Annotated in this window: 22 protein-coding genes; 8 read left to right on the top strand and 14 right to left on the bottom strand. The window is 71.7% G+C overall.

Annotated elements, in window-relative coordinates; translation table 11 throughout:
- Nucleotides 1-4: 4 nt before the first annotated feature.
- Complete coding sequence (locus ABH931_RS22925; protein WP_370116245.1) at nucleotides 5-187, top strand: hypothetical protein; 183 nt, start codon at nucleotides 5-7, stop codon at nucleotides 185-187.
- Here ABH931_RS22925 and ABH931_RS22920 read toward each other — a convergent pair.
- The 10 genes from ABH931_RS22920 to ABH931_RS22875 form a co-directional block, all read right to left on the bottom strand.
- Nucleotides 118-957 carry an enoyl-CoA hydratase/isomerase family protein gene (locus ABH931_RS22920; protein WP_370116243.1) on the bottom strand — a complete coding sequence of 280 codons (840 nt, stop codon included), beginning with the start codon at nucleotides 955-957 and terminating at the stop codon, nucleotides 118-120. The genes ABH931_RS22925 and ABH931_RS22920 overlap by 70 nt on opposite strands.
- A complete protein-coding gene (locus tag ABH931_RS22915) occupies nucleotides 954-2,213 on the bottom strand; it encodes a cytochrome P450 (RefSeq protein WP_370116241.1) in 1,260 nt (419 codons plus the stop codon). The genes ABH931_RS22920 and ABH931_RS22915 overlap by 4 nt, the downstream gene beginning before the upstream one ends.
- 154 nt (nucleotides 2,214-2,367) lie before the next feature.
- Complete coding sequence (locus tag ABH931_RS22910) at nucleotides 2,368-3,699, bottom strand: cytochrome P450 (protein WP_370116239.1); 1,332 nt, start codon at nucleotides 3,697-3,699, stop codon at nucleotides 2,368-2,370.
- 112 nt (nucleotides 3,700-3,811) lie between these two features.
- Nucleotides 3,812-4,402 (bottom strand): ATP/GTP-binding protein, encoded by a 591-nt coding sequence (locus tag ABH931_RS22905; protein ID WP_370116237.1) that lies wholly within the window; start codon nucleotides 4,400-4,402, stop codon nucleotides 3,812-3,814.
- Nucleotides 4,377-4,751 carry a DUF742 domain-containing protein gene (locus tag ABH931_RS22900; RefSeq protein WP_370116235.1) on the bottom strand — a complete coding sequence of 125 codons (375 nt, stop codon included), beginning with the start codon at nucleotides 4,749-4,751 and terminating at the stop codon, nucleotides 4,377-4,379. The genes ABH931_RS22905 and ABH931_RS22900 overlap by 26 nt, the downstream gene beginning before the upstream one ends.
- Nucleotides 4,748-5,152 (bottom strand): roadblock/LC7 domain-containing protein, encoded by a 405-nt coding sequence (locus ABH931_RS22895; protein WP_370116233.1) that lies wholly within the window; start codon nucleotides 5,150-5,152, stop codon nucleotides 4,748-4,750. The genes ABH931_RS22900 and ABH931_RS22895 overlap by 4 nt, the downstream gene beginning before the upstream one ends.
- A complete protein-coding gene (locus ABH931_RS22890) occupies nucleotides 5,149-6,378 on the bottom strand; it encodes an ATP-binding protein (protein WP_370116231.1) in 1,230 nt (409 codons plus the stop codon). The genes ABH931_RS22895 and ABH931_RS22890 overlap by 4 nt, the downstream gene beginning before the upstream one ends.
- Before the next feature lie 222 nt (nucleotides 6,379-6,600).
- Complete coding sequence (locus ABH931_RS22885; RefSeq protein ID WP_370116229.1) at nucleotides 6,601-9,366, bottom strand: SpoIIE family protein phosphatase; 2,766 nt, start codon at nucleotides 9,364-9,366, stop codon at nucleotides 6,601-6,603.
- A gap of 244 nt (nucleotides 9,367-9,610) precedes the next feature.
- Nucleotides 9,611-10,162: a TetR family transcriptional regulator gene (locus tag ABH931_RS22880; protein WP_370116227.1), complete on the bottom strand. Its 552-nt coding sequence runs from the start codon at nucleotides 10,160-10,162 to the stop codon at nucleotides 9,611-9,613.
- Nucleotides 10,159-11,661, bottom strand: coding sequence for an MFS transporter (locus tag ABH931_RS22875; protein WP_370116225.1), 1,503 nt, complete (start codon nucleotides 11,659-11,661; stop codon nucleotides 10,159-10,161). The genes ABH931_RS22880 and ABH931_RS22875 overlap by 4 nt, the downstream gene beginning before the upstream one ends.
- Before the next feature lie 160 nt (nucleotides 11,662-11,821).
- Between ABH931_RS22875 and ABH931_RS22870 the strand changes: the two genes are divergently transcribed.
- Entirely contained in the window at nucleotides 11,822-12,277 is a 456-nt protein-coding gene (locus ABH931_RS22870; RefSeq protein ID WP_370116223.1) for a DUF1622 domain-containing protein, read from the top strand.
- 128 nt (nucleotides 12,278-12,405) lie between these two features.
- Here ABH931_RS22870 and ABH931_RS22865 read toward each other — a convergent pair whose 3' ends face one another.
- From ABH931_RS22865 to ABH931_RS22855, 3 genes are read right to left on the bottom strand one after another with little or no spacing between them, the layout of a single operon-like run.
- Nucleotides 12,406-13,419: an NAD(P)/FAD-dependent oxidoreductase gene (locus ABH931_RS22865; protein ID WP_370116275.1), complete on the bottom strand. Its 1,014-nt coding sequence runs from the start codon at nucleotides 13,417-13,419 to the stop codon at nucleotides 12,406-12,408.
- 11 nt (nucleotides 13,420-13,430) lie between these two features.
- Nucleotides 13,431-13,955: an isoprenylcysteine carboxyl methyltransferase family protein gene (locus ABH931_RS22860; protein ID WP_370116221.1), complete on the bottom strand. Its 525-nt coding sequence runs from the start codon at nucleotides 13,953-13,955 to the stop codon at nucleotides 13,431-13,433.
- A 3-nt stretch (nucleotides 13,956-13,958) separates the two neighbouring features.
- Nucleotides 13,959-15,026, bottom strand: coding sequence for a type III polyketide synthase (locus ABH931_RS22855; protein ID WP_370116273.1), 1,068 nt, complete (start codon nucleotides 15,024-15,026; stop codon nucleotides 13,959-13,961).
- 98 nt (nucleotides 15,027-15,124) lie between these two features.
- On the opposite strand from ABH931_RS22855, the gene ABH931_RS22850 reads away from it, so the two are divergent.
- A complete protein-coding gene (locus ABH931_RS22850; RefSeq protein ID WP_370116219.1) occupies nucleotides 15,125-16,021 on the top strand; it encodes a UbiA family prenyltransferase in 897 nt (298 codons plus the stop codon).
- Between the two features lie 139 nt (nucleotides 16,022-16,160).
- On the top strand, nucleotides 16,161-16,724 hold the full coding sequence (locus tag ABH931_RS22845) for a hypothetical protein (RefSeq protein WP_370116217.1): 564 nt from the start codon (nucleotides 16,161-16,163) through the stop codon (nucleotides 16,722-16,724).
- Nucleotides 16,725-17,025: 301 nt separating this feature from the next.
- Here ABH931_RS22845 and ABH931_RS22840 read toward each other — a convergent pair whose 3' ends face one another.
- Nucleotides 17,026-17,430, bottom strand: coding sequence for a hypothetical protein (locus ABH931_RS22840; RefSeq protein WP_370116215.1), 405 nt, complete (start codon nucleotides 17,428-17,430; stop codon nucleotides 17,026-17,028).
- A gap of 280 nt (nucleotides 17,431-17,710) precedes the next feature.
- Between ABH931_RS22840 and ABH931_RS22835 the strand changes: the two genes are divergently transcribed.
- The 4 genes from ABH931_RS22835 to ABH931_RS22820 all read left to right on the top strand — a co-directional run bounded on the left by ABH931_RS22835 (nucleotide 17,711) and on the right by ABH931_RS22820 (nucleotide 21,956).
- Complete coding sequence (locus ABH931_RS22835; RefSeq protein ID WP_370116213.1) at nucleotides 17,711-18,133, top strand: DUF6325 family protein; 423 nt, start codon at nucleotides 17,711-17,713, stop codon at nucleotides 18,131-18,133.
- A gap of 55 nt (nucleotides 18,134-18,188) precedes the next feature.
- Nucleotides 18,189-18,518 (top strand): SHOCT domain-containing protein, encoded by a 330-nt coding sequence (locus ABH931_RS22830; protein ID WP_370116211.1) that lies wholly within the window; start codon nucleotides 18,189-18,191, stop codon nucleotides 18,516-18,518.
- A gap of 175 nt (nucleotides 18,519-18,693) precedes the next feature.
- Entirely contained in the window at nucleotides 18,694-20,256 is a 1,563-nt protein-coding gene (locus ABH931_RS22825; protein WP_370116209.1) for a M17 family metallopeptidase, read from the top strand.
- The gene (locus tag ABH931_RS22820; protein ID WP_370116207.1) at nucleotides 20,256-21,956 is read left to right on the top strand and encodes an AbgT family transporter; all 1,701 of its coding nucleotides are present in this window, start codon (nucleotides 20,256-20,258) and stop codon (nucleotides 21,954-21,956) included. The genes ABH931_RS22825 and ABH931_RS22820 overlap by 1 nt, the downstream gene beginning before the upstream one ends.
- The last annotated feature ends 26 nt before the right edge of the window (nucleotides 21,957-21,982 follow it).

Below are 21,982 nucleotides of genomic sequence, written 5' to 3'. Positions count from 1 at the left end.
CGGCGTGGGGCGGGCCCTGCTCGCCCACAGCAGTCCCGCCGACCAGGACGAGTGCCTCGCCGGGGAGATGGCCGCGTTCACGCGCTTCACCATCACCGACGGCGCGCTACCGGCCGCTTACACGTCCGGGTGGACGTGCCTGCGGGGCCTGACCGGCGAGCCCTCTGCGTCGCGGTGGCGCGCGTAGTGCGAACCGGCGAGGACGGAGGCCATGAGTTCGGCGTCCAGAGCCGACGTGTCAGCCAGCCGGGGCGCTGCTGTGTACGCGTTCATCAGGGTCTTGGTGACGCGCAGGGCGGCGTCGGGGCGTCGGATGATGGGTTTGACCCAGTCGGTCGTGGCCTGGTCCAGTCCCGCTTCGGGGACGACCCTTTGGAGGATCGAGAGGGAGAGGGCTTCTTCGGCGTCGATGGCGCGGCTGGTGAGGATGATCTCACGGGCCCGGGCGGCGCCGACCTCGTGGAGGAGGCGAGGGAGCAGGCCGCCCCAGGCGGTGGGCAGGCCCAGGGCCAGCTCCGGCAGCCGGAAGCTGGCTGTCTCGGCGCCGATGCGCAGGTCACATGCGAGTGCCAGGGCGAGGCCGGCGCCGATGGCCTTGCCCTGGATTTTGGCGATCGTGACGGCGTGGTGTCCGGTGATGGCCTCGCACACCCGGCGGGCCTTGGCACCGGAGATCCGGATGCCGCCGCCCGTGGGGTCCTTGTCGAGGAGGGTTGAGAACTCCTCGCGGTCTCCCCCGAGGCAGAAGTCCGGGCCGGCACCGGACAGCACGATGACGCGCACGGTCTCGTCCGGCCAGGCCAGCACCGACCACAGCTCGTCGAGTGTGGTCTCGGTGACGGCGTTGCCCGTTTCCGGACGGTTCAGTGTGACGTGCAGCACCGGCCCCTGACGCTCTGTGTGGACCGTCGAGAGCCGCCGGCGGGTGCCAGGAGCGATGGGCGCAGAATCGTTCATGCTGCCATTTCCAGTGAGGTGACCCGGTGGAAGACCATCCGGGGGGCGTAGACCGGAGGCCTGACGGCTCGGAGGGTGGGGAAGCGTTCGAGCATCTGCCTGAGCAGGGCGTGGGCCTCGAGTCGGGCCAGGGCTGCGCCGAGGCAGTAGTGTGCGCCGCCGCCGAAGGTGAGGTTGGCGCCCTTGCGGAGGACGTCGAAGGTGTGCGGATCCGGGTTGCGGCGCGGGTCGTGATTGGCGGCCCCGTACAGGATGTGGACCATGGAGTCCTTGCGGATGTGCACACCTGACAGGATCGTGTCGAGGCCGGCGACTCGGGTGTTCAGCCGGACCGGGGGGTCGAAGCGCAGTGCCTCGTCGATGGCGGCGTCGACGTGCTCCGGGTGCGCCCTCAGCCGGCCCCAGAGCCCCGGAGTTCTGACCAGGTGCCAGACCATGGTGGAGAGCAGCGTCGCGGTGGTCTCCAGGGATGCGATGGTGATGAACATGGTGAGCTCGTAGAGGGTCCGGTCCGCGGCGGCGCGGTCGGGCTCCAGTTCGTCCCACGTACGGATCCAGCGGGACAGCACGTCGTCGCCCGGCCGACGGCGCCGCTCGCGCACCAGGTCGGTGAAGTACTTCTGCAGGTGGACGGTGGCCTCGGCGGAGACCGCCAGTTGTCTCCTCGTTGGGAGCAACTCCTGGGCGTGGACCTGGTTGTGGGTGATCTCCAGGATGTGCGGCCAGTCCCCGGAGGGGATGTCCAGCCAATGGCCGATGGTGCTGATCGGCAGTCGCTCGCTGACCGTGGTGGCAAGGTCGCCGGTGCCGCACTCGTGCATTCGCCCGGCGAGGTCGTCGAGGAGACCGGTGACGTCGGCTTCCACCTGCGAAGCCAGCGCCTGGAGGGTATGCCGGTCGAACAGCTGACCGAGGCTACGGCGTTGGAGGTGATGGGCGGGTGCGTTGAGCCGGGAGAGGGTCCTGCTCATCTCCTGTGTGGCGGGTGCGCGCCACCGGTCGGTGTCCGCATTCCGTTCCTGCCAGGCGAGGTCGGGCACGAGCCAGTTCCGGTCGCGCAGGATCTCGTTGCAGATGTCGAAGCCGGTGGCGAGGTAGCCGCCCCAGGGGGCCGGGACGAGGTCCCCTTGTGCGCGGAGGTCGTCGTAGATGGGGAGCGGGTCTGCCACACCCTGCGGGGACCGCAGGCGTTGCAGCAGGGTGATGACGGTGCGGCGGGCGGTGGTCGTGGTGCCGGTGTCGACCTCGGCGATCACGTGTGGCTCCTCGGGCTGGGTGTGTCATGTCCGCGAAGGTCTACCCCCGCCCGTACGTCGGCCATGCGCGTATCCGGGCCACACATGTGCCCTCGCGACATACCGATCGGAGTGGTCCGGTCCCCCTGGACCGGACCACGGCACTGGTGGACGGTCAGAGCCTGAACACGTCCAGGAACGAACTCCACCAGCCCTTCTGCCTGCCCTGGGGCGCGGCCGGCTGCCGGTCGGTGGCCGGGGCGGGACCACCGGCAGCGGTCTCCGCTGCCGGTGTGTGAGCGGGCCGCGCCGAGCTGGGAGTCCTGGCGGGGGTCGGGCTGAATCGCACCGGCAGGGCGACCAGTCCGCGCTGAAACGGCCCCGGCCGCCACGCCAGGCGCTCCGCCGCGGTCACGAGGGAGATGTCCGGCAGGGCGTTGAGCAGGCACTCGATCGCGGTGATGGCGATCAGCTGGGCCGGTGACTTGGCCGGGCACGCGTGCGGCCCGGCGCCCCACGCCAGATGGGCCCCCTTGCTGAGGCTTTCGCGCGACGTCGTCAGTGATGGATCGGTGTTGGCCGCGGCAAAACCGATGACCACCGGCGTATGCGCGGGCAGCAGGACGTCGCCCAGTTCGACGTCCTGGACCGGGAAGTGCGTCGCGTAGTTGGCGATCGGGGGGTTGTTCCACAGCACCTGGTCGATCGCGTCCTCGATCCGTATCCCCGAGCGACGGCCCCGGACGTCACCGGCGAGCAGCACGAGCAGGGCGTTGGCGATGAGATTGCGCTCCGGCTCGACACCGGCACCCATCAACATCACCAGCTGGTCCTTGAGCTCCTCGTCCCTCAGCCGCGCCGGGTGCTGGATGAGCCAGGAGGTGATGTCCTCGCCCGGCTGGTCGCGCTTGATCGCGATCAGCTCCATCAGGCAGGCGGTGAGGTCCTCGTTGGCCTGCATCACGTCGTGGCCGTCGAAGAGGGCGGACATGCTGCGGGTGAGCCGGTCGCCGATGCCGGCCGGGCAGCCGAAGAGCTGGTTGAACAGCAGCAGGGGAAGCAGCTTGGCGTAGTCGCTGATCAGGTCGGCCCGGCCCAGAGGACTGAACTGGTCAAGAAGGAAGCCCGCGATCCGCTCCACATCCCGGTTGAGCCGGTTCACGTTCAGACGGGCGAGGCTCTCGGTCACCGCCTTGCGCAGGCGCAGGTGCTCGGCGCCGTCGGTGAACAGACAGTTGGGCCGGTAGAACATCATCGGCAGGACGGGACTGTCCAGCGGGACCCGCCCCTCGTTGAGCGCGGCCCACCGTCGCGAGTCCCGGGCGAAGAGCCCGGGGTTCTGCAGGACCCGTAGCGCCGCCTCGTGCGAGGTGACCAGCGTGGCGTCCACTCCGGGGGCCAGCTCGACCGGCGCGGCCGGTCCCTGCGCGCGCAACTGGTCGTAGCTGGCACCGGGATCGGCGGCGAAGTCCTCTCCGTACAGCGGCATGCGTCCGGCGGTGTGCATCGGGCATCCAGGAGGAGCGGACAGCGGGCCGGGCCCCTGTGAAGTATCCATCGTTCGGTCCTTGGGATCGGCCCCGTCCTGGTCGGCTCGGGGCAGCGGGGGAGGGGAGTGGTCAGGACGCGCGCTGGAGGAGATGCCGAACAAGGGTCACCAGGGCCTGCGCAGAGGACTTCTCGCTCCGGGCGTCGCAGAACACCAGGGGCGTGCGGGGGAGCAGGTCCAGCGCCTCGCGGAGCTCCTCCTCCCGGTGGGGACTGCTCTCCTCGAAGCTGTTGACGGCCACGGCGTACTCCAGGCCGTACCGCTCGACCAGGTCGATGACGGGGAAGGTGTCGGCCAGACGGGCGGGGTCGACGAGGAGCAGGGCGCCCAGCGCCCCGCGGGCCATGTCCTCCCACAACTGCATGAAGCGCTGCTGGCCCGGCGTGCCGAACAGATACAGCACCAGCTCGTCGCCGAGCGTCAGTCGGCCGAAGTCCAGGGCGACGGTGGTGGTGCGCTTGTCCGGCACGCCCCGCAGGTCGTCCAGGTGCACGGAGGCCCGGGTCATCCGCTCCTCGGTGCTCAGCGGCGTGATCTCCGACAGCGAGCGGATGAACGTCGTCTTGCCCACCGCGAAGTGCCCGACAACGAGGATCTTGACGGCGGTCGTCACCGCGCCCGAGACGTAGATGCTCTCAGGCGAAGCGGCGTTGGAGTCCATGCAGCACCTTTTCGAGGATGAGTGGGTCGGCGGCCTGAGCCGGGGGCGGCACCGCCCGCGCCAGCAGTCGTCCAGCCCGGATCAGGTCCGTCAGCAGCAGCCTGACCACCCCCACGGGCAGCTGCAGGCGGGCCGCGACCTCGGCCACCGAGAGATAGCCGCCCGAGCACAACTCCCAGATCGCCAGGGTCTCCGGAGTCGCCCGTGCCGGCGGCTCCTGGTCGGGCGCGGTGGTGACCAGGGTGATCAGCGCGAGGCTGTCGGCGCTGGGCAGTTCGCGGCCACTGGTGATGACGTAGGAGCGGATGAACCCGCCGGTCACCGCCTGCTCCTCGCCGGGATCCGTCATGAGTTGCTACTGGAGCTCTGGCGCGCGGGAGCGGTCATCGCCCGGCCCAGCGCGCCGACCTGCTGCTGCATCCGGAAGGACATGGCCTCCATGTCGACATCGGGAGCCGTGGACGCGGCGAGGTAGGCGCCGCTGCCCGCCGCGATCAGGAAGATCCACCCGAGGTCGTACTCGAGGAGGGTCTGACGCCAGGTACTGGTTCCGTCGCCGTCGACAAAGGGCGCGACGGCTCGGCTCAGCGACTGCATCGAGCTCATGGCGGCGGCATTGGTCTCGGCGTCGTCCCTGCCCAGTTTGCTCGATCGCTCCAGGAGCAGGCCGTCGGCCGACACCAGGATGGCGTGCCGGGCGCCGGGCACCTGCAGCACGTCGTTGAGGACCCACGACAGGTCAGGGCTCACTGGATCTCGGTTCCTTCCGTGGTCATCGTGGTGCGCCCGGACCGCGTCCCGCGTTGGAACGCGCCCAGCCGCGCGGCTGTCTCCTCGCTCGCGGGCGCCGGGACCGGCTCGTCGGCGAGATCGGCCTGCGGTCGTGGGAGCACCGAGACCGGGCTCTGCCGACGGCGCTTGGGCAGCCCACCGTCCGTGGTCCCGTGCAGGCGTACCTGGGCGGGTTCGGACGGCGCAAGCTCGTCGGCCGGCTCCGGGGCCTGCGCCGGCGCGGGTGAGGACGCCTGTCCCGGCACGCGGTGCATACGATCGGGCGCTTGTGGCGGGGCCTCGCTGGTGAGGAGCTCGGCCGGCAACAGCACGACCGCGCGCACGCCTCCGTACGGCGAGACGGAGTCGACGGAGACCTTGAAGCCGTACCGTGCGGCGAGCAGACCCGCGACGGCGAACCCGAACCTCGGCGGGTTCCCGAGGCCGGTGAGGTTGACGGGCGCGTCCGGGTTCAGCAGCTCGGCCGCGAGGTCCTTCTCCTCCTGGCCCATCCCGAGTCCGGCGTCGTCGACGATGACGCAGACACCGGTCGGGACGGACTGGACACTGATGTGGGCCTTCGTGTCCGGGGCGGAGTAGTTCGTCGCGTTGGCCAGCAGTTCGGCGAGTACGACCGCGACGGGTTCCACAGCCCTGCTGGCGACGTTCACGTTCACCTGGGCGTAGATTTCCACCCGGTCGAAGTGGCGGATGCGCCCCTGGGCGCTCCGGGCCACGTCGTAGACGGAGGCGACGGTCTCCCGGCGACCCAGCCAGCCGCCGCACAGAACCGCGATTCCTTGCGCCCGGCGCCCGAACTGACTGTTCGTGTGGTCGACCAGCATCAAATCGGCCAGGAACCGAGGGTTGTCGCCGTATCTCCGCTGGAGCTCCTCGATGACGACCTGCTGTTCGTCGGCCAGGGCCTGCAGGGTTCGCATGGCGGCCTTCAGGACCGACTTGGTGTCCTCCTCCGCGTCCTGGCGTACCGCGACGAGCTCGGCCGCTTGTCGGGTCGTCAGGAATGAGTGAGCGGTCCCGAGTTCGTCGAGCCGGTGCTGCAGCCTCGTGCGCTCGTCGTCCAGACCCGTGTTCTGGCGGCGCAGATCCATGTTGGTTCCCCGGGCCCGCAGACCTGCGACGACGGTCGTCACGATCACTGCGATGAGAGCCCAGAAGAACGAGTCCTGCAGAATTGGCGTCATGAAACTCTCTTGAGGAGGCATAGCAGGGTCCTGGTCGCCGCCCTGCACCCGGAGCGCTTCTTTGGCATGCACCCGCAGAAAGCGCCAGACGCGACGCTACCCTACTAAAGTGGCGATCACGTCAGTAGCCCCGGCAGTTCCGTCAGTTGAGACCACGGCCGGCTGTATTCCGCTCGGATGCCGGAGCTGGGCCTGACATCCGCTCGGCCCGCCCCGGCGATGTCATGGCAGGGGCTGCTCGGCCCAGATCACCTTGCCGTCGGGGGTGTAACGGGTGCCCCAGCGCTCGGAGAGCTGAGCGACCAGGAAGAGTCCGCGTCCGCCCTCGTCGCTGGTGGCCGCGTACCGCAGGTGCGGAGAGGTGCTGCTGCCGTCCGAGACCTCGCAGACGAGGGTCCGGTCGTGCAGCAGGCGGACCCGGATCGGCTCTGCGGCGTAGCGGATCGCGTTCGTGGCGAGCTCGCTGACGATCAGTTCGGTGGAGAAGGCCAGCTCGTCCAGTTCCCAGGCGGTCAGCTGCTCGGTGACGCCGGCCCTGAGTCCGGCGACGGCCGCCGGGTCGGCCGCGAGGTCCCAGGCCGCGACCTGGTCGGCCGGCAGGGCCCGGGTCCGGGCGACCAGCAGGGCGACGTCATCGGTGGGACGGTCGGGGAGCAGCGCGTCGAGCACCGCCTGGCAGGTCTCCTCCGGCGTCCGGTGCGGGCGGGCCAGCGCGGCGCGCAGCAGGTCGAGGCCGACGTCGATGTCCCGGACCCGGTCCTCGACCAGGCCGTCGGTGTAGAGCACCAGTTGGCTGCCCTCAGGCAGCTCCGTCTCCACCGTCTCGAAGGGCAGGCCGACCAGGCCGAGCGGCGGTCCGGCCGGCAGGTCGGGGAACTCGACCGATCCGTCCGGATGCACCAGCGCAGGCGGCAGGTGTCCGGCCCGTGCCATGCTGCAGCGCCGCGAGACGGGGTCGTAGATCGCGTACAGGCACGTCGCTCCGGTGATGGAGGTCCCGCCGTCGGTGGCCGCGCGGTCCTGGTCGATCTGGTTGACCAGCACGTCGAGATGGCCGAGCAGCTCGTCCGGTGGCAGGTCCAGGGTGGAGAAGTTGTGCACGGCCGTGCGCAGGCGGCCCATGGTGGCCGCAGCGTGCAGGCCGTGACCGACCACGTCACCGACGACCAGCGCGATCCTGGCACCGGGCAGGGGGATCACGTCGAACCAGTCGCCGCCGACGCCCGCCTGCGCGGGCAGATAGCGGTAGGCCACGTCCAGGGCGCTCTGCTCGGGCAGGCCACCGGGGAGCAGGCTCTGCTGGAGGGTGACCGCCATCTCGTGCTCGCGGGTGAAGCGGCGGGCGTTGTCGATGCACACGGCGGTACGGGCCCCGAGCTCCTCGGCGACCGACAGGTCGTCGGCGTCGAACGGCTCGGGCTTCTCCGAGCGGTAGAAGTGGGCCACGCCGAGCAGCATGCCTCGGGCCAGCAGCGGCACGACGACCAGCGAGTGGATACCCTGCCCGACGATCAGTTCGGCCCGCTCCGGGTCGGTGAGCCGCCAGTTGGACGCGGGGTCGGACAGGGCCGGTTCGAGGACGGAGCGCCCTTCGAGGGCCTGGGTGTGCGGCGTTCCGGACGGCAACGGGATGGATGTCCCGACCGGGAAGAACGGGGTGTCCGCTCGGAGGCCGCGGAGTGCGGCGCGGCGCAGGTCCGTCGCCCGGCCGGGGGTGGGTTCGTCCCCGCGCAGCAAGGACTCCGCCAGGTCGACGGTGACGAAGTCGGCGAATCTCGGGACGGCCGCCTCGGTCAGTTCCTCGGCGGTGCGGGTCACGTCCAGCGTGGTGCCGATGGCGGCGCTCGCCTCGTAGAGCAGCTTGAGGCGCTTGCGGGCCTGGTCGGCCTTGCCGGACAGCGCGCGCAGCTCGGTGGAGTCGCGCAGCGTGGCGACGACGCCGGACGGGCCGTCGTCGTGGCCGGTGGTCCGGATGTTGACCACGATGAGCCGTTCGCCGGCGCTGACCACCTCGTCGGTGACGGCGTCCCCGGAGTCCAGCAGCTCGGTGAGGCGGTGGTCCAGGCCCAGCTCGGTGACGAGCCGACGGTCGTACGCGCCGAGCGGCAGGTCGAGCAGCCGACAGGCCTCGTCGTTGGCCAGCAGCATCCGGCGGTCGTCACCGATGATGAGCACGCCCTCGCGCACCGCGTGCAGTACCGCGTCGTGGTGCTCGTACATCCGGGTCATCTCGGCCGGGCCGAGCCCGTGGGTCTGGCGTCTCAGCCTCCGTACGACCAGCCAGGTCCCGGCGGTGGCGAGCCCCAGAGCCAGGGCGCCGGCCCCGAGGACGACCGGCAGCCGGTGCTGGGCCGCGGTGCTGATCTTCTTGAGGGTGATGCCCGCGGAGACCACGCCGATCACCCGGTGGTCGCTGTCGAAGACCGGGACGATCGCCTGCACCAACGGGCCGATGGTGCCCTGGATCGTCTCGGTGACCGTCTGCCCGGCGAGCACGGGGCCGATGTCGCCGACGAACTTCTTGCCGATCCGGTTGGGGATGGGGTGGGTGTAGCGGATCCCGTGGTCGTCGGTGACCACGACGAAGTCCACGCCGGTGGCCAGGCGGGTGGCCTCGGCGCGCGGCTGGAGCAGCGCGGTCGGGTGGGCCGACTCCATCGCGGCGACCGTTCCGGGTGCGTCGGCGAACGTCTGGGCCACCGCGAGCGACCGGTTCCGGGCCTCCACCGTGGTGTCGTGCTGGGCCTGGACGAAGACCTCGACGCCTGCGGCGATCACCAGCACCAGAATGATCACGACCTGGAGGACGAAAACCTGTCCGGCGACGCTGCGCATGCCGAGGATGGCCCGGCGGCGACGCTCAGGTGGAGGCCGCCGGTCCGGGCGCCGGTCACTTTGCTGATCCCGCTCCGGGGGCGGGCCCGCCCGGTACTCACCGGTGGCACCGGGGTCTGCGGGGGCCCGGGAACGGCCCCAGAACCGGGCCATACGCCTATGAAACACTGCCCTGCTCGAGGTGGCCAACGGGCAGCCGGGTTGGGGCCTGATCCCGGGTCCGGCGGAACGGGATCAGAGTCCGGCTTCGAGTACGTCGACCATGTCGAACGACGGGGGCGCGGCGAACAAACGAGCGTACTTCTTCGAGGGCTGGGGGCCGCCCGAGGACAGCAGGGCGTCCCTGTCCTGATCGTCGGCGAAGGCGGCGAAGGGCGGCGAAGGCCCCTTGGAGCCGTCAGCGCCGTGGGGCCAGCAGCTCCAGTGCCAGCGCGACGACATCCTCGGTTCGGGCCTGCGCAAGCGCCTGGAAGGTGCCGCTGCTCCGCGACAGGCTCACCCCGATGAACGCCGCTACGGTCAGCTCCGCCCTTAGCTGCGGGCGGTCCAGGCCCTCGCGGGTGAAGCGCTCGCACAGTGGGTCGACCAGCCGTCGGTGCAACTGCTCGGCGGCGGCTGCCTGCACCTCGGGATCCTCGTGGGGGGAGACCGCGGCCCGGTGGATCGGCCCGGGCCCGCGTTGGGCCGCGTGGTCGAGCAGGGCCTTGGCCCGCTCGGGCTCCAGCAGGTCGGGCGGGTTGGCGGCGAGCTGGTCGACCTGGAGTGTGGCCAGGTAGAGCTGGGCCTTGCCGCCGAAGTAGCGGGCGATCAGGGCCGGGTCCACGCCGGCCCGCTCGCCGATCTCCCGGATGGTGCTCCGGTCGAAGCCCCTCTCGGTGAAGAGCTCGGTCGCGGCCGCCAGCAGCAACTCACGACTTCGGGCCGAGTCCCGTCGCCTGGGCGTGCTCACCGGGCAGCCGGCCCGGCCGGCGCGGTAGCACTGTCCTCCACCGTCCCGGCGTCGGCGATGCTCTCGTCCATCAGCAGCTCCTCGTCCACGGGTACCGTGCTTCGCGGGGCTCCCCGCCGCGGCAGGACGATGCTAACCACACCGGTGACCACCCACACCGCGCAGCCCAGCCAGGCAGCTGCCTGGTATCCGCTGTTCTCGGGCAGCAGGTGGCCGACAGGGGTGTGCGCCTCCAGGATGACCGCGCTCAGCACGCTTCCGGTGGAGTAGCCCACGGTCCGGAGCACCTGGTTGAAGCTGATGGCACTGCCGGTCTCCTGCGCGGGCACGGAGCTGACGATCAGTCCGGGCATCACCGCGAAGGTGCAGCCGACGCCCAGTCCGGCGACGCCCATGACGACGAACAGTTCCCACAGGCTGTTGCGGCCGAAGAGGAACATCGCCATCGACAGCAGTGAGACGACGCAGCCGACCGGCAGCACCAGGGCGGTGGAGGTGCGCCGGGCCAGCAGCGGCACGAGCTTGCTGGAGGCGACGCTGGCCGCGGAGAACGGCAGCAGCACCAGGCCGGTGACCAGGACCGAGGTCCCGAAGCCGTAGCCGGCGGAAGAGGGTGTCTGGACGAAGCGGGTGACCATCGACATCAGCATGTACATCGCTACACCCGCGATCAGGCCGGACACGTCGGCGGTGAGCACCACCTTGTTCCGAAGTGACCGCAGATCGACCAGGGGGTGCGCGGTGCGCAGCTCGTGGAAGGCCCACCAGGCCAGCACCACCAGGGCCGCGGCGGTCAGGCCGAGCAGCCGGGCCGAGCCCCAGCCCCAGGTCCCGCCCTCGCTCAGCGCGAGCAGCAGTGCGGCCAGCCCGACACCCAGCAGCAGCGCGCCGAGCGCGTCCAGCGGATGCTTTTCCCGGCCTTGCGCCGTCGGCACGACCAGCCCGGCGGCGAGCAGGGCGAGGGCGCTGATGATCGCACCGAACCAGAAGCCGGCGTGCACGCCCCAGGACTCGGCGATCAGCCCGGTGAGCGGGTAGCCCAGGCCGACGCCGGCCACCGTGGTGATGGACAGCAGCGCGACGGCCGGGCGCGACCGATCGGCCGGCAGTGCGTCGCGCGCGGTGACGATGGCCAGCGGGGTGAGGCCCAGGCCGAGGCCCTGCAGCCCCCGTCCGACGATCAGGAACGCGAACCCGAGCGGGAGCGCCGCCAGCACACTGCCCAGCAGCACCACCGTGAGGGCGCCGAGGATCACTCGCCGCCGGTGCGGCCCGTCTCCGAGCCGTCCCATCGTGGGGGTGGCGACGGCGCCGACCAGCAGGGTGACGGTCAGCGACCACTGTGCGTCGGACAGCGAGACATGGTCGACCGAGGCGATGGTGGGCACCAGCGGCGATCCCAGGCTGCTGATGACCGCGACCACCATGCCGAGGAACACCAGGACCGGCACCAGAGCGCGTTCTCGAAGACGGCCGGGCATGGCGTGTCGGGCAGTCATCGACGTTCTCCCAAAGATTGTCATCACATGATGTCTTCGGATGATGACATGAAGCGCCCCGGAGGCCAAGGCAGTCGTCGCCAAAGTGAGCACGGCCACTCCGGTCCGGCCGCGCTGCGGGTCGATGATCAGGGGCGGACAATGCTCGCGGAGGAGCACTGTGACGTTCACCGAGGTGATGGAGCACGGAGCCCAGGCCTTCGAGGCCGTCGGGGCGTGCGTCCTGGTGGCCGGGTTCTTCCTGTCCCTGGCCCTGGCGCTGCGTTCCCGGCGCCGATCGGGGACGTTCTCCGAAAGCCTGCCGATCATGCGGGCCTGCTTCGGGGGCGCCTTGCTCCTCGGGCTGGAGATCCTGGTCGCGGCCGACCTCATCCGGACGGTCGCGGTGGCGCCGACCCTGTCCAACGTCGGCGTGCTTGGCTTGATCGTCTTGATCCGTACGTTCCTGAGCTTCTCGCTCGAGATCGAGATGGAAGGCGTTCCGCCCTGGAGGCGCGCTCTGGTGAGCGGCGCCACCGTCACCCGCCGAGCGGTGAAGCAGACCACGCGCGGCCGCCCCCGAAACCAGCCGGACGGAAGCCCTGCCGAGGCTGAACCCGGAGCTGCCGAACCCTGAGCTGCCAGTCCCGAAACTGCCGAACCCTGAGCTGCCGAACCCTGAGCTGCCAGTCCCGAAACTGCCGAACCCGGAGCTGCAGGGTCCGACGCGCCCGGCGCACGCTGATCCACGCACCGTGGCGCGGTTCAGGAGAGGCCGTTGACCAGGGCGGAGAAGAGAGCCGGGAGACGGGCCGCGGTGGGGACGATGTGCGGTGCCAGCGCCGGTCGGTGGCGGGTCCACAGCAGGGCCTGGGTGAGCAGCCGGTGGCGGCGGGTGGCGCGCAGCCAGGCGCGTTCGTAGTCCTGGGGGCGGTCGGCGCGGACGCAGCCGACGAGGGCGGCGGCGCCGGTGAGAGCCAGCGAGAGTCCCTCCCCGGTGAGCGCGTCGACGTAGCCGGCCGCGTCGCCCACCAGCAGGACCCGTCCGGCCACCCGGGCCCGGGTCCGCTGCCGCATCGGCCCCGCGCCGCGGATCGGCCCGGCGTCGCTCGACCGCAACCGCTCGGCCAGACCGGGAAACCCGGCGAGCTGCTGCGCGAAGGTTCCGCGTTCGGTGGTCAGCAGGGCCACGCCGACCAGGTCGGGGCCGAGCGGGGTGACGTAGGCCTCCGCCCGCGGCGACCAGTTCACCTCGACGCAGTCGGTCCACGGCACGGTCAGGAAGTGCCGCCGCAGTCCGAAGCGGCGAGGGCCGAGGTCCGGCTCGCCGAGGCCGAGCGCGCGCCTCGTCGGCGAGTGCAGGCCGTCCGCGGCGGCGAGGTAGCGGGCGCGGAACCCGGCCGCCCGCACGCCCTCGTCATCCTGCCGGACGCCGTCCACCCGTGCGGGAACCACCCGGACACCCAGCTCCTCGGCCCGGCGCGCGAGCGCGCGGTGCAGCTCGGTCCGCCGCACCCCGAGGCCGGCCGCGCCGTCGAACCGCGCCTCGGCCTGACACCGCGGGTCGAGATAGCGGATGCCGCGCAGCGGCTGCCCGGTGACCCGCACGCCGAGCGCGGCGAGGGCCAGCGCGCCCTGGGGCATCAGCCCTTCGCCGCACGCCTTGTCGATCGGGGCCGGGCGCGGCTCCGCGACGACGACGTGCAGTCCGGCCTGGGCGGCATGGATGGCGGTGGCGAGCCCGGCGGGGCCGCCGCCCGCCACCAGCAGGTCGAGCATCCCGGGGTTCGTCACCCGCCGACCGCCGTGGCAGCCGTGGCCAGCGCGGCGTTCTCGCACCGCACGCGGGTGACCAGCAGGGGCGCGTTGAGCAGGGTGAACCCGAGAGCGGTCAGCCACGCCGTGTGGACCAACGGGAGCGCGGCGCCCTCGAGGATCACCGCGAGGTAGTTCGGGTGCCGCAGCCACCGGTAGGGACCGCCGCTCACCAGGGGCAGGCCGGGCACCACGATCACCCGGGTGTTCCAGCGCGGTCCCAGCGTGGTGATGCACCACCAGCGCAGTGCCTGCGCGAGCAGTGTGACGGCCAGCGCGGGCCAGCCCAGCCATGGCAGGAACGGGCGGTGCAGCCCGCCGACCTCGAGCAGGCACCCGGCTAGCAGCCCGGTGTGCAGGGCGACCATCGCCGGGTAGTGGCCGGCTCCGTGCTCGACGCCGCCCCGGGCCCGGCTCCACCGCGCGTGCCGCTGCGCGGCGACCAGTTCCGCGACGCGTTCGAGCGCCACCAGCAGGATCAGGAGGGTGTAGGGCGTCATCGGTCACCACCGCAGGAGGACGAGTTCGACACAGAATCCGGGCCCCATCGCCAGGAGCAGCCCCGGTGTGCCGGGAGGTGGCGGATCCGCCGCGAGGACGTCCCGCAGGATGTGCAGCACCGAGGCGGAGGAGAGGTTGCCGACCTCGGCCAGCGAGCGTCTGCTCGGCTCCAGGGCGCGGGCGGGCAGATCCAGGGCGTCACGGACGGCGTCGAGGACCCGGGGACCGCCGGGATGACACACCCAGGCGGTGATCTCTCCGCTCTTCAAGTCGTGGTCGGCAAGGAAGTCGCGGACCACCGGGCCGAGCTGACCGCTCACCAGATCCGGCAGGTCGGAGCCGAGCATGATGTGGAAGCCGGTGTCGCCGATCGTCCAGCCGAGCAGGTCCCGGGTTCCGGGGAAGAGGTGGCTGCGGGTGGCGAGGATCTCGGGACCTTCCGCTGTCGTCGGGGCTCCGGCGCGGGCGGAGCCCACGGCCAGCGCTGCCCCGGCGCCGTCGCCGAACAGCGCCCCGGCGACCAGGTTCTGCATCGAGGCGTCCGCCCGCTGGAGGGTGAGCGAGCACAGCTCGACGGAGAGCAGCAGCGCCACCTCGTCAGGGTGCCCGACCAGGTAGTCGTGCAGCCGGGCCAGGCCCGCCGCGCCCGCGACGCAGCCGAGGCCGAAGACCGGGACCCGCTTGACGTCCGGCCGCAGGCCCAGCGACTCGGCCAGCCGCGCCTCCAGCGACGGCGCGGCGATGCCCGTCACCGAGGTGGAGACAACCAGGTCGATCTCCGACGCCTTCAGCTCCGCCCGGTCCAACGCCCCCTGCACCGCGTCACGGCCCAGCTCCGACGCGGCACGGATGAAGGCGTCGTTGCGCGCGCCGAAGCCGTCGAGCCGGGCGTAGTCCTCCAGCGGCAACACCAGATGACGTCCCGTCACCTCGGCTGAGGCGTGGACGTGCTCCAGTACGGCCTGGTCCCCGCGCGGCAGCCGACAGGCCGCGGCAACCATCCGAGTGATCTCGGCCTGCGGATACCGGTGAGGCGGCAGGACACCATGAACCGCAACGATCCGGGTTATTCCGCCATGGTAGGGGTCGGCCGCCCGGATGCCGCGATCTGCCGCCCACCCGCGCGTGGCTGACGCGCCGTCGACTCCAGGGCCCCTAGCATCGGCGTGTGCCCCCCGACGCGGCACCGGCCTCGCCGGACCAGCCCCCTCACCTCGTCGAACCGCTGTCACGGCGTGGTGCCTCACCCCTGGTCCTGCTGCTCGCCGCGCATCCGCTCCCAGCCTTCGCCGTCACCGTCATGGCCACCGCGCTCGCCGCCGCCCTGGGCCGTGACCCGAGGGGATGCGCGCTGGTGGCGGCCGCAGTCCTCAGTGGCCAGCTCTGTATCGGCTGGACCAACGACCTGCTCGACCTGCGGCGCGACATCGCCGCCGGGCGGCGCGACAAACCGCTGGCGGTCGGCACCCTGTCCGCGTCCGGCGTCGCGGTGACGGCGGCCGTCGCGGCGACGGCCTGTGTGCCGCTGTCCCTGGCCTCCGGTGTGTCGGCCGGGGCGGTGCACCTGGTCGCGGTGGCGTCCGGGCTCGCCTACAACGCGGTGCTCAAACGCACCCGCTGGTCCTTCGCCCCCTACGCCCTGTCGTTCGGGCTGCTTCCGGCCTTCGTCACCCTCGGCCTGCCGGGCCACCCCTGGCCCCCCGCGTGGCTGCTCGCCGCAGGAGCGCTGCTCGGCGTCGGCGCCCACCTGACCAACGTGCTGCCCGACATCGAGGCCGACCTCGCCTGCGGCGTGCGCGGCCTGCCGCACCGGCTCGGCCAGGCCCGCAGCAGGGCCCTCGCCGCCTGCCTGCTGCTCGCGGCCTCCGCGGTCCTGATCCTCGGTCCACCGGGCCCGCCGGGCGCTGCCGGCTGGTCCGGCCTGGTCACAGCTAGCCTCCTCGCGGCGGCCGCAGCGTCCCCGTGGCCTGCACGCCCCGCGAGCCGGCTGCCCTTCCTCCTCACGATCGCGCTGGCCGCCCTCGACGTGGCCCTGCTGCTCCTGCGCGGCGGCACCCCGCACTGACAGCCCGAGCCCCCCTTGCAGGACGGGCGGTCTTGAACCGGGGTCCGTCCGGGGGCGTAGTACCGGGCAGGACCCATCGTCGGGCGGATCGACCGCTTCGCAGCAGGTGACGCGGTGGTCCCATCGGAAGAAGATCGTCATGAACCGCCTCCTCGCCGTTCCCGCCATCGCCGTCGCCGTCGCGGCCGTGGCCGTCGGTTGCAGCTCCAGCACCAAGAACGCGGTCACCACGCCGGCCTCCGCCACAGGGTCGGCCTCGGCGTCCACCCCGGCGTCCACCGCGGCGCTGCACACCGCGAACTCGAAGTACGGGCAGATCCTCGTCGACAGCTCCGGCCACACCCTCTACCTGCTGACCGCGGACTCCGGGTCGAAGTCCACCTGCTACGGCACCTGCGCGACCTTCTGGCCGCCGGACCACACCACCGGCATGCCCGGCAACAGCGGCGTGACCGCCTCCATGGTCGGCACGACCAACCGCACGGACCACACCACGCAGGTCACGTACCACGGTCACCCGCTCTACACGTTCGTCAAGGACACCAAGGCAGGCGACGTGAACGGTGAGGGCGTCACGAACTTCGGCGGCACCTGGTACGTGGTCGGGGCCGACGGCAACGCGATCATGACCGCCCCGGCCGCCCCGGCGCCGAGTCCGACGGGCAGCAGCAGTAGCGGTTCGGGCGGCGGTTACGGCTACTGACCCGGCCTCGGCGTCGGCGTCGCGAACACCCGCGCGGCACGGTGCGCGGCTCGGGGCCGCTTGAGTAGACACCGTGTCGCAGGCCGCGAGGTGCGCGCGGGCACCTCGCGGCCTGTCCGAGGGCGACGCGGCACGGGAAACACGGGCTCCCGAGGGCGTGTCCGTGCGCCGGCTCCGGCTCGACCCGGGCACCGGCAAGTGGCAGGCGTCGACCGCGTGGCTGGACCACACCCTGCCGAAGTACCCCTTCACGCTTCGCCGCCGGCGCCGCCGCCGCACGGACGAGCAGGGCCCGGTCGGGTCAGGCGCGGAATCTGGTGAGTGCCCACACCACCAGCAGGTCGAGGGTCATCACCGTGATCGCCCACGCCGGGTAGTACGGCAGGAACATGAACTGCGTGACGAGGCTGACCGCCGCCACGGTGACGCCGAGCCAGCGCGCCCAGCTCCGGCCGGCCAGCACGCCGATGCCGGCGGCGACGAGCGCCACCCCGACGACCAGATGGATCCAGCCCCACGCGGTGAGGTCGAACCGGTAGACGTACCGTGCCGGATTGAAGACGTGATCGCGGTCGATGCCCGTCACGCCCAGCAGGATGCTCAGTGGCCCGCTCAGCAGCAGGACCGTTCCCGCGAACAGGGAGGGGCCGGGGATCGCTCCGGGGCCGTGGGTCTCGCCCTGCTGGGCCTGAGGTGTCGTGGTCATGGCCGCCACTGTCCTTTCGGCGCGCTCGGCTGAAACAAGCAGGAGTGGCCCCTCCTTCAGCCTGGCCTTGATCGACGGCTGTCGCGACTCGACCACGGTGTCGTCCGGACAGCCCAACCCGGCGTGCCGACGGCCCCGGCGGCCCGTCCGTCGCGCCCCGCACCGGGTGCCCGCTGAGGCGACCGGCGCCGGAGCACGGCCGTTCCCGGTCGCCGCCCGGATCCGTCGGGCGGACGATGGGAGGGCGGGCCTGGCACCGGGTCCGGGAAGGAGCGCGGCCATGGACATGGGACCGGTCGAGTACGCGGTGATGGCGTTCCCGGGGAACAGGTTCAAAGGCGACATCGCCCCCGAGCTGAGGCGCCTGACCGCCGCGGGCATCGTGCGCATCATCGACCTGACGTTCATCAAGCGCGACGCGGACGGTGCCGTGGAGGTCCTGGAGCTCGAGGCACTCGAGCCCGACGAGGCGGCGGTCTTCGCCGAGGTCGACGGCGAGATCAACGGGCTGCTCAGCGACGAGGACCTGGCGTCGATCTGCGAGGAGATCCCGCCGGACAGTTCCGCGGCGATCATCGTGTGGGAGAACGCCTGGGCGGCGCCGCTGACGCGGGCGCTGAAGGCGGCGGGCGGGGTGCTGGTCGCACGCGAGCAGGTGCCCGCCAGCGTGGTCGAGGCCGATCTGGCCGCCATCGGCCTGTGAGGCGCCCCGCACCGCCCGGTCCCGTTTCCGCGACCGCTCTTCGGAGGAGAAGATCATGATCGGACGTCGTGTCGCCCGGGGCGGCCGCCCCGGGCTCATCGGCACCGCCGCCCGGACCGCCGTCATCGCGGGCACCGCGACCGCCGTCTCCGGACGCGTGGCGGCCCGGCACCAGCAGGCGGCCGTACAGTCCCAGCCGCCTCCCGCGGCACCCGCGGCACCCGCCGCACCCGTCGCCCCGGAACCCGTGCAGGCCGCGCCCGCGCCGGGCGGGCTGGACGACCAGGCGCTCGCCAACCTGGAGCGCCTCGCGTCCCTGCACCAGCAGGGCATGCTGACGGACGAGGAGTTCGCGCAGGCGAAGCAGCGCATCCTTTCGGCCTGACGACCCGACCTTTCCGGTTCGGGACATCGGCCCCGGCTTCCGTGGGTCACCCGGTCGGCGCACGTAGCGGCGCGCCGATGTGTGGAGCTCCGGTCCTCGTGGGACCACTGGGGCTGGCCCGCCCGGCTCGTGCACCCCGCACGGCGGGGGAGCGCGGGCCCGGGAGGAGCCGGAGATGGTGGCCGTCGACGCCGAAGAGTTCGATCCCCTTCCCTCATGGCGGCGCCCCGCCGCCCTCGCGGTCGTCGCGTCCGCCGACGACGCGGCGGACGGGGTGCTGGGCCTGCCGATGGCCGTGGGTGCCGCGCCGCCGGGGCCGCTCGGGCTCGGCGCGGCCGAGCTTCGTGCGGCGGGGTTCACCGGGAGCGTGGGGGAGACACTCCTGGTGCCCGGGCAGGGCGGCCGACCGGTCGTCCTCTTCGGGACCGGGACCGCCGACGCGCTCGGCGTGACCGCCCTGCGTGACGCCGCCGCCGCCTTCGCCCTCGCCGCCACCGCGGACGCCAGGCTGGTCGTCGCGGTGCCCGAGTCGGACCGCGTCGACGCGGAGGCCGCGGCGCAGGCCCTGGTCGAGGGCGCGCTGATGGCTCGCTACACCTTCGACCCGATCAAGACCGAGCCGGCCGGCGCCGGCGTGACCTCGCTGACCCTGGTGCTGCCCGATGCCTCCCGCGCCGACGGCGAGCGCGGCGCCCGGCGCGGCTGGTGGATGGCGCGCGCGACCCGGCTCTCCCGCGACCTGGCCAACTCGCCCCCGAGCCTGCTCAACGCCGAGCGCATCGCGCGGTGCGCGCGCGAGCTCGGCGCGGAGACCGGCTTCGGCGTCGAGGTCTTCGACCAGGAGACGCTGCGGGCCATGGGCTGCGGCGGTCTGCTCGGCGTGAACGCCGGCAGCGTCGACGAGGCCCGGATGATCAAGCTGACCTACACCCCGCCCGCCGCGGACGGCCCGCCGCAGGGCCGGCTCACCCTGGTCGGCAAGGGGATCATGTACGACTCGGGCGGCATCAGCCTGAAGCCGGCGGACGCGGTCCACGCGACCATGAAGAACGACATGACCGGGGCCGGGAGCATCCTGGCCGCGATGTCCGTGCTGGCCGGGCTCGGCTGTCGCACGGCGGTGACCGGCTATCTGATGTGCACCGACAACATGCCCTCCGGCTCCGCCACCAAGCTCGGTGACGTCCTGTGGATCCGGGGCGGCACGACGGTCGAGGTGATCAACACCGACGCGGAGGGCCGCCTGGTCATGGCGGACGCCCTCGTCCTCGCCACCGAGGAGCCCACCGACGCCATTGTCGACATCGCCACCCTGACGGGCGCCTGCATGCGCGCCCTCGGCACGGAGATCGCGGGGGTCTTCGGCAACGCCCAGGGCCTGGTGGACCAGGTGCTGGACGCCTCCGTCGAGGTCGACGAGCCGGCCTGGCAGCTGCCGCTGTCGCGCCGCTACCGGGCGGAGCTGGACTCGGACGTCGCGGACATCAAGAACCTGGGCGGTCCCAACGGCGGCGCGATCCACGCGGCCCTGTTCCTCGAGGACTTCGTGGCCGGTCGGCCCTGGGCCCACATCGACATCGCGGGCCCGGCCCAGAACGACCGTGCCGCCTCCTGGCGCACCAAGGGCTGCACCGGCTTCGGTGCGCGCCTGCTCGCGCGGCTCGCGCTCGACTTCTCGCCGCCGACGACCGCCGAGAGCGGCAGCGCCGTGCACGGCGTGAGCGAGGTGAGTCGCTGATGAGCGCGCTCGCATCGGTCAACCCGGGTGACGACGAGGGGAGTTCCGCCACCGCGGTCGGCAAGGACGAGACCGGCAAGTCCGGCGGCGGCATGCAGAAGGCCCTCGACCTGATCGAGCGGGTCGGCAACAAGGTCCCGCACCCGGCCGTGATCTTCCTGCTGCTGTGCGTGCTGGTGATCGTGCTGTCCGCGATCCTGTCCGCCTTCAACGTGCACGTCACCTACGAGACCGCGCAGTCCGTCCCCGCCCCCGCCACGCAGGTGCACGAGGGCGGCACGGAGTACCCGGGCACGGCGCTGCCCCCGGACACGCAGTACACCCACAACTACGTGACCGTGATGGAGACCAAGAAGGTCGAGAGTCTGCTCTCCGGCGACGGCGTGCGGTTCCTCTTCACCTCCATGACGCACAACTTCAACGACTTCGGCGTCGTGGCCGTCATCCTGGTGGTCATGGTCGGTGTCGGCCTGGCCGAGGAGTCCGGGCTGATCGCCACGCTGATCCGGAAACTGGTGCACCGCGCGCCCGCCTGGGCGCTCACGGCCATCATCGTCTTCGCCGGCATCGTCTCCAGCATCGCCACCGACGCCGGGTACCTGGTGCTCATCCCGCTCGGCGCGGTCGCCTTCCTCGGCGCCGGACGCCATCCGCTGGCGGGCATCGCGGCGGCGTTCGGCGGGGTCAGCGCCGCGTTCGGCGTCAACATCCTCATCGCGCCCGTCGACGGGATCATCACCGAGATCACCAACCAGTCGATCAAACTGGTCAATCCGGGCGAGTCGCTGAACCTGACGGCCAACTACTACTTCGCGATCGGATCGACGCTCTTCCTCACCGCGGTGATCACCTTCATCACGGAGCGGATCATCGAGCCGCGGCTCGGCCGCTACGAGGGCCCGAGCGCCGCGCTGGAGACGGACGGCCAACTCGATCCCGCGGCCGAGAAGCGCGGCCTGCGGTACGCGGGCCTGGCCCTGGTCGCCGTCGTCATCGCCGTCACGCTGCTCGCGTTCATCCCCGGAGCGCCGCTGCGCAACCCCAAGACCGGCAGCCTCTTCGAGGACTCGCCCTTCATGGACGGCCTGATCGTGATCATCATGATCGCGTTCCTGGTCATGGGCCTCGCCTACGGCGCCGGTGCCAGGACGCTCAAGGGCAGCGCCGCCGCGATGGAGGCGATCACGAAGACCTTCGCCGGACTGGCCGGGCTGATCTTCCTGCTGCTGATCATCGCCCAGTTCATCGCCTACTTCAACTACAGCAACATGGCCACCGTCGCCGCGGTCAAGCTGGCCGACCAGCTCGAGAGCGCCAACATCGGGGCGCTGTGGCTGCTCATCCTCTTCATCCTGGTGACCTACCTGCTGAACCTGATCATCCCCGGCATCATCCCCAAGTGGGCGATCTTCGCGCCGATCTTCGTGCCGCTCTTCATCCGCCTCGGCGTCGCACCGCAGACGGTGCTGGCCGCCTACCGCGTCGGCGACTCGCCGACCAACGTGATCACCCCGCTGATGGTCTACCTGCCCTTCATCGTGCTGGTCTGCGAGAAGTACCGGAAGAAGGCGGGCGTCGGCACCGTCATCTCGCTGATGGTCCCCTACACGGTGGTCGTGGGCGTCGCCTGGCTGGTCTTCTTCGTGATCTGGTACCTGATCGGCATTCCGATGGGCCCCGGCGCACCGGTCAAGATCTGACCTGCGGCGACCGGAGGCGGTGAGGC

It is taken from the genome of Streptacidiphilus sp. MAP12-33, assembly GCF_041261265.1.
Lineage (GTDB): Bacteria > Actinomycetota > Actinomycetes > Streptomycetales > Streptomycetaceae > Streptacidiphilus.
This window is presented reverse-complemented; position numbering and strand designations above follow the sequence as displayed.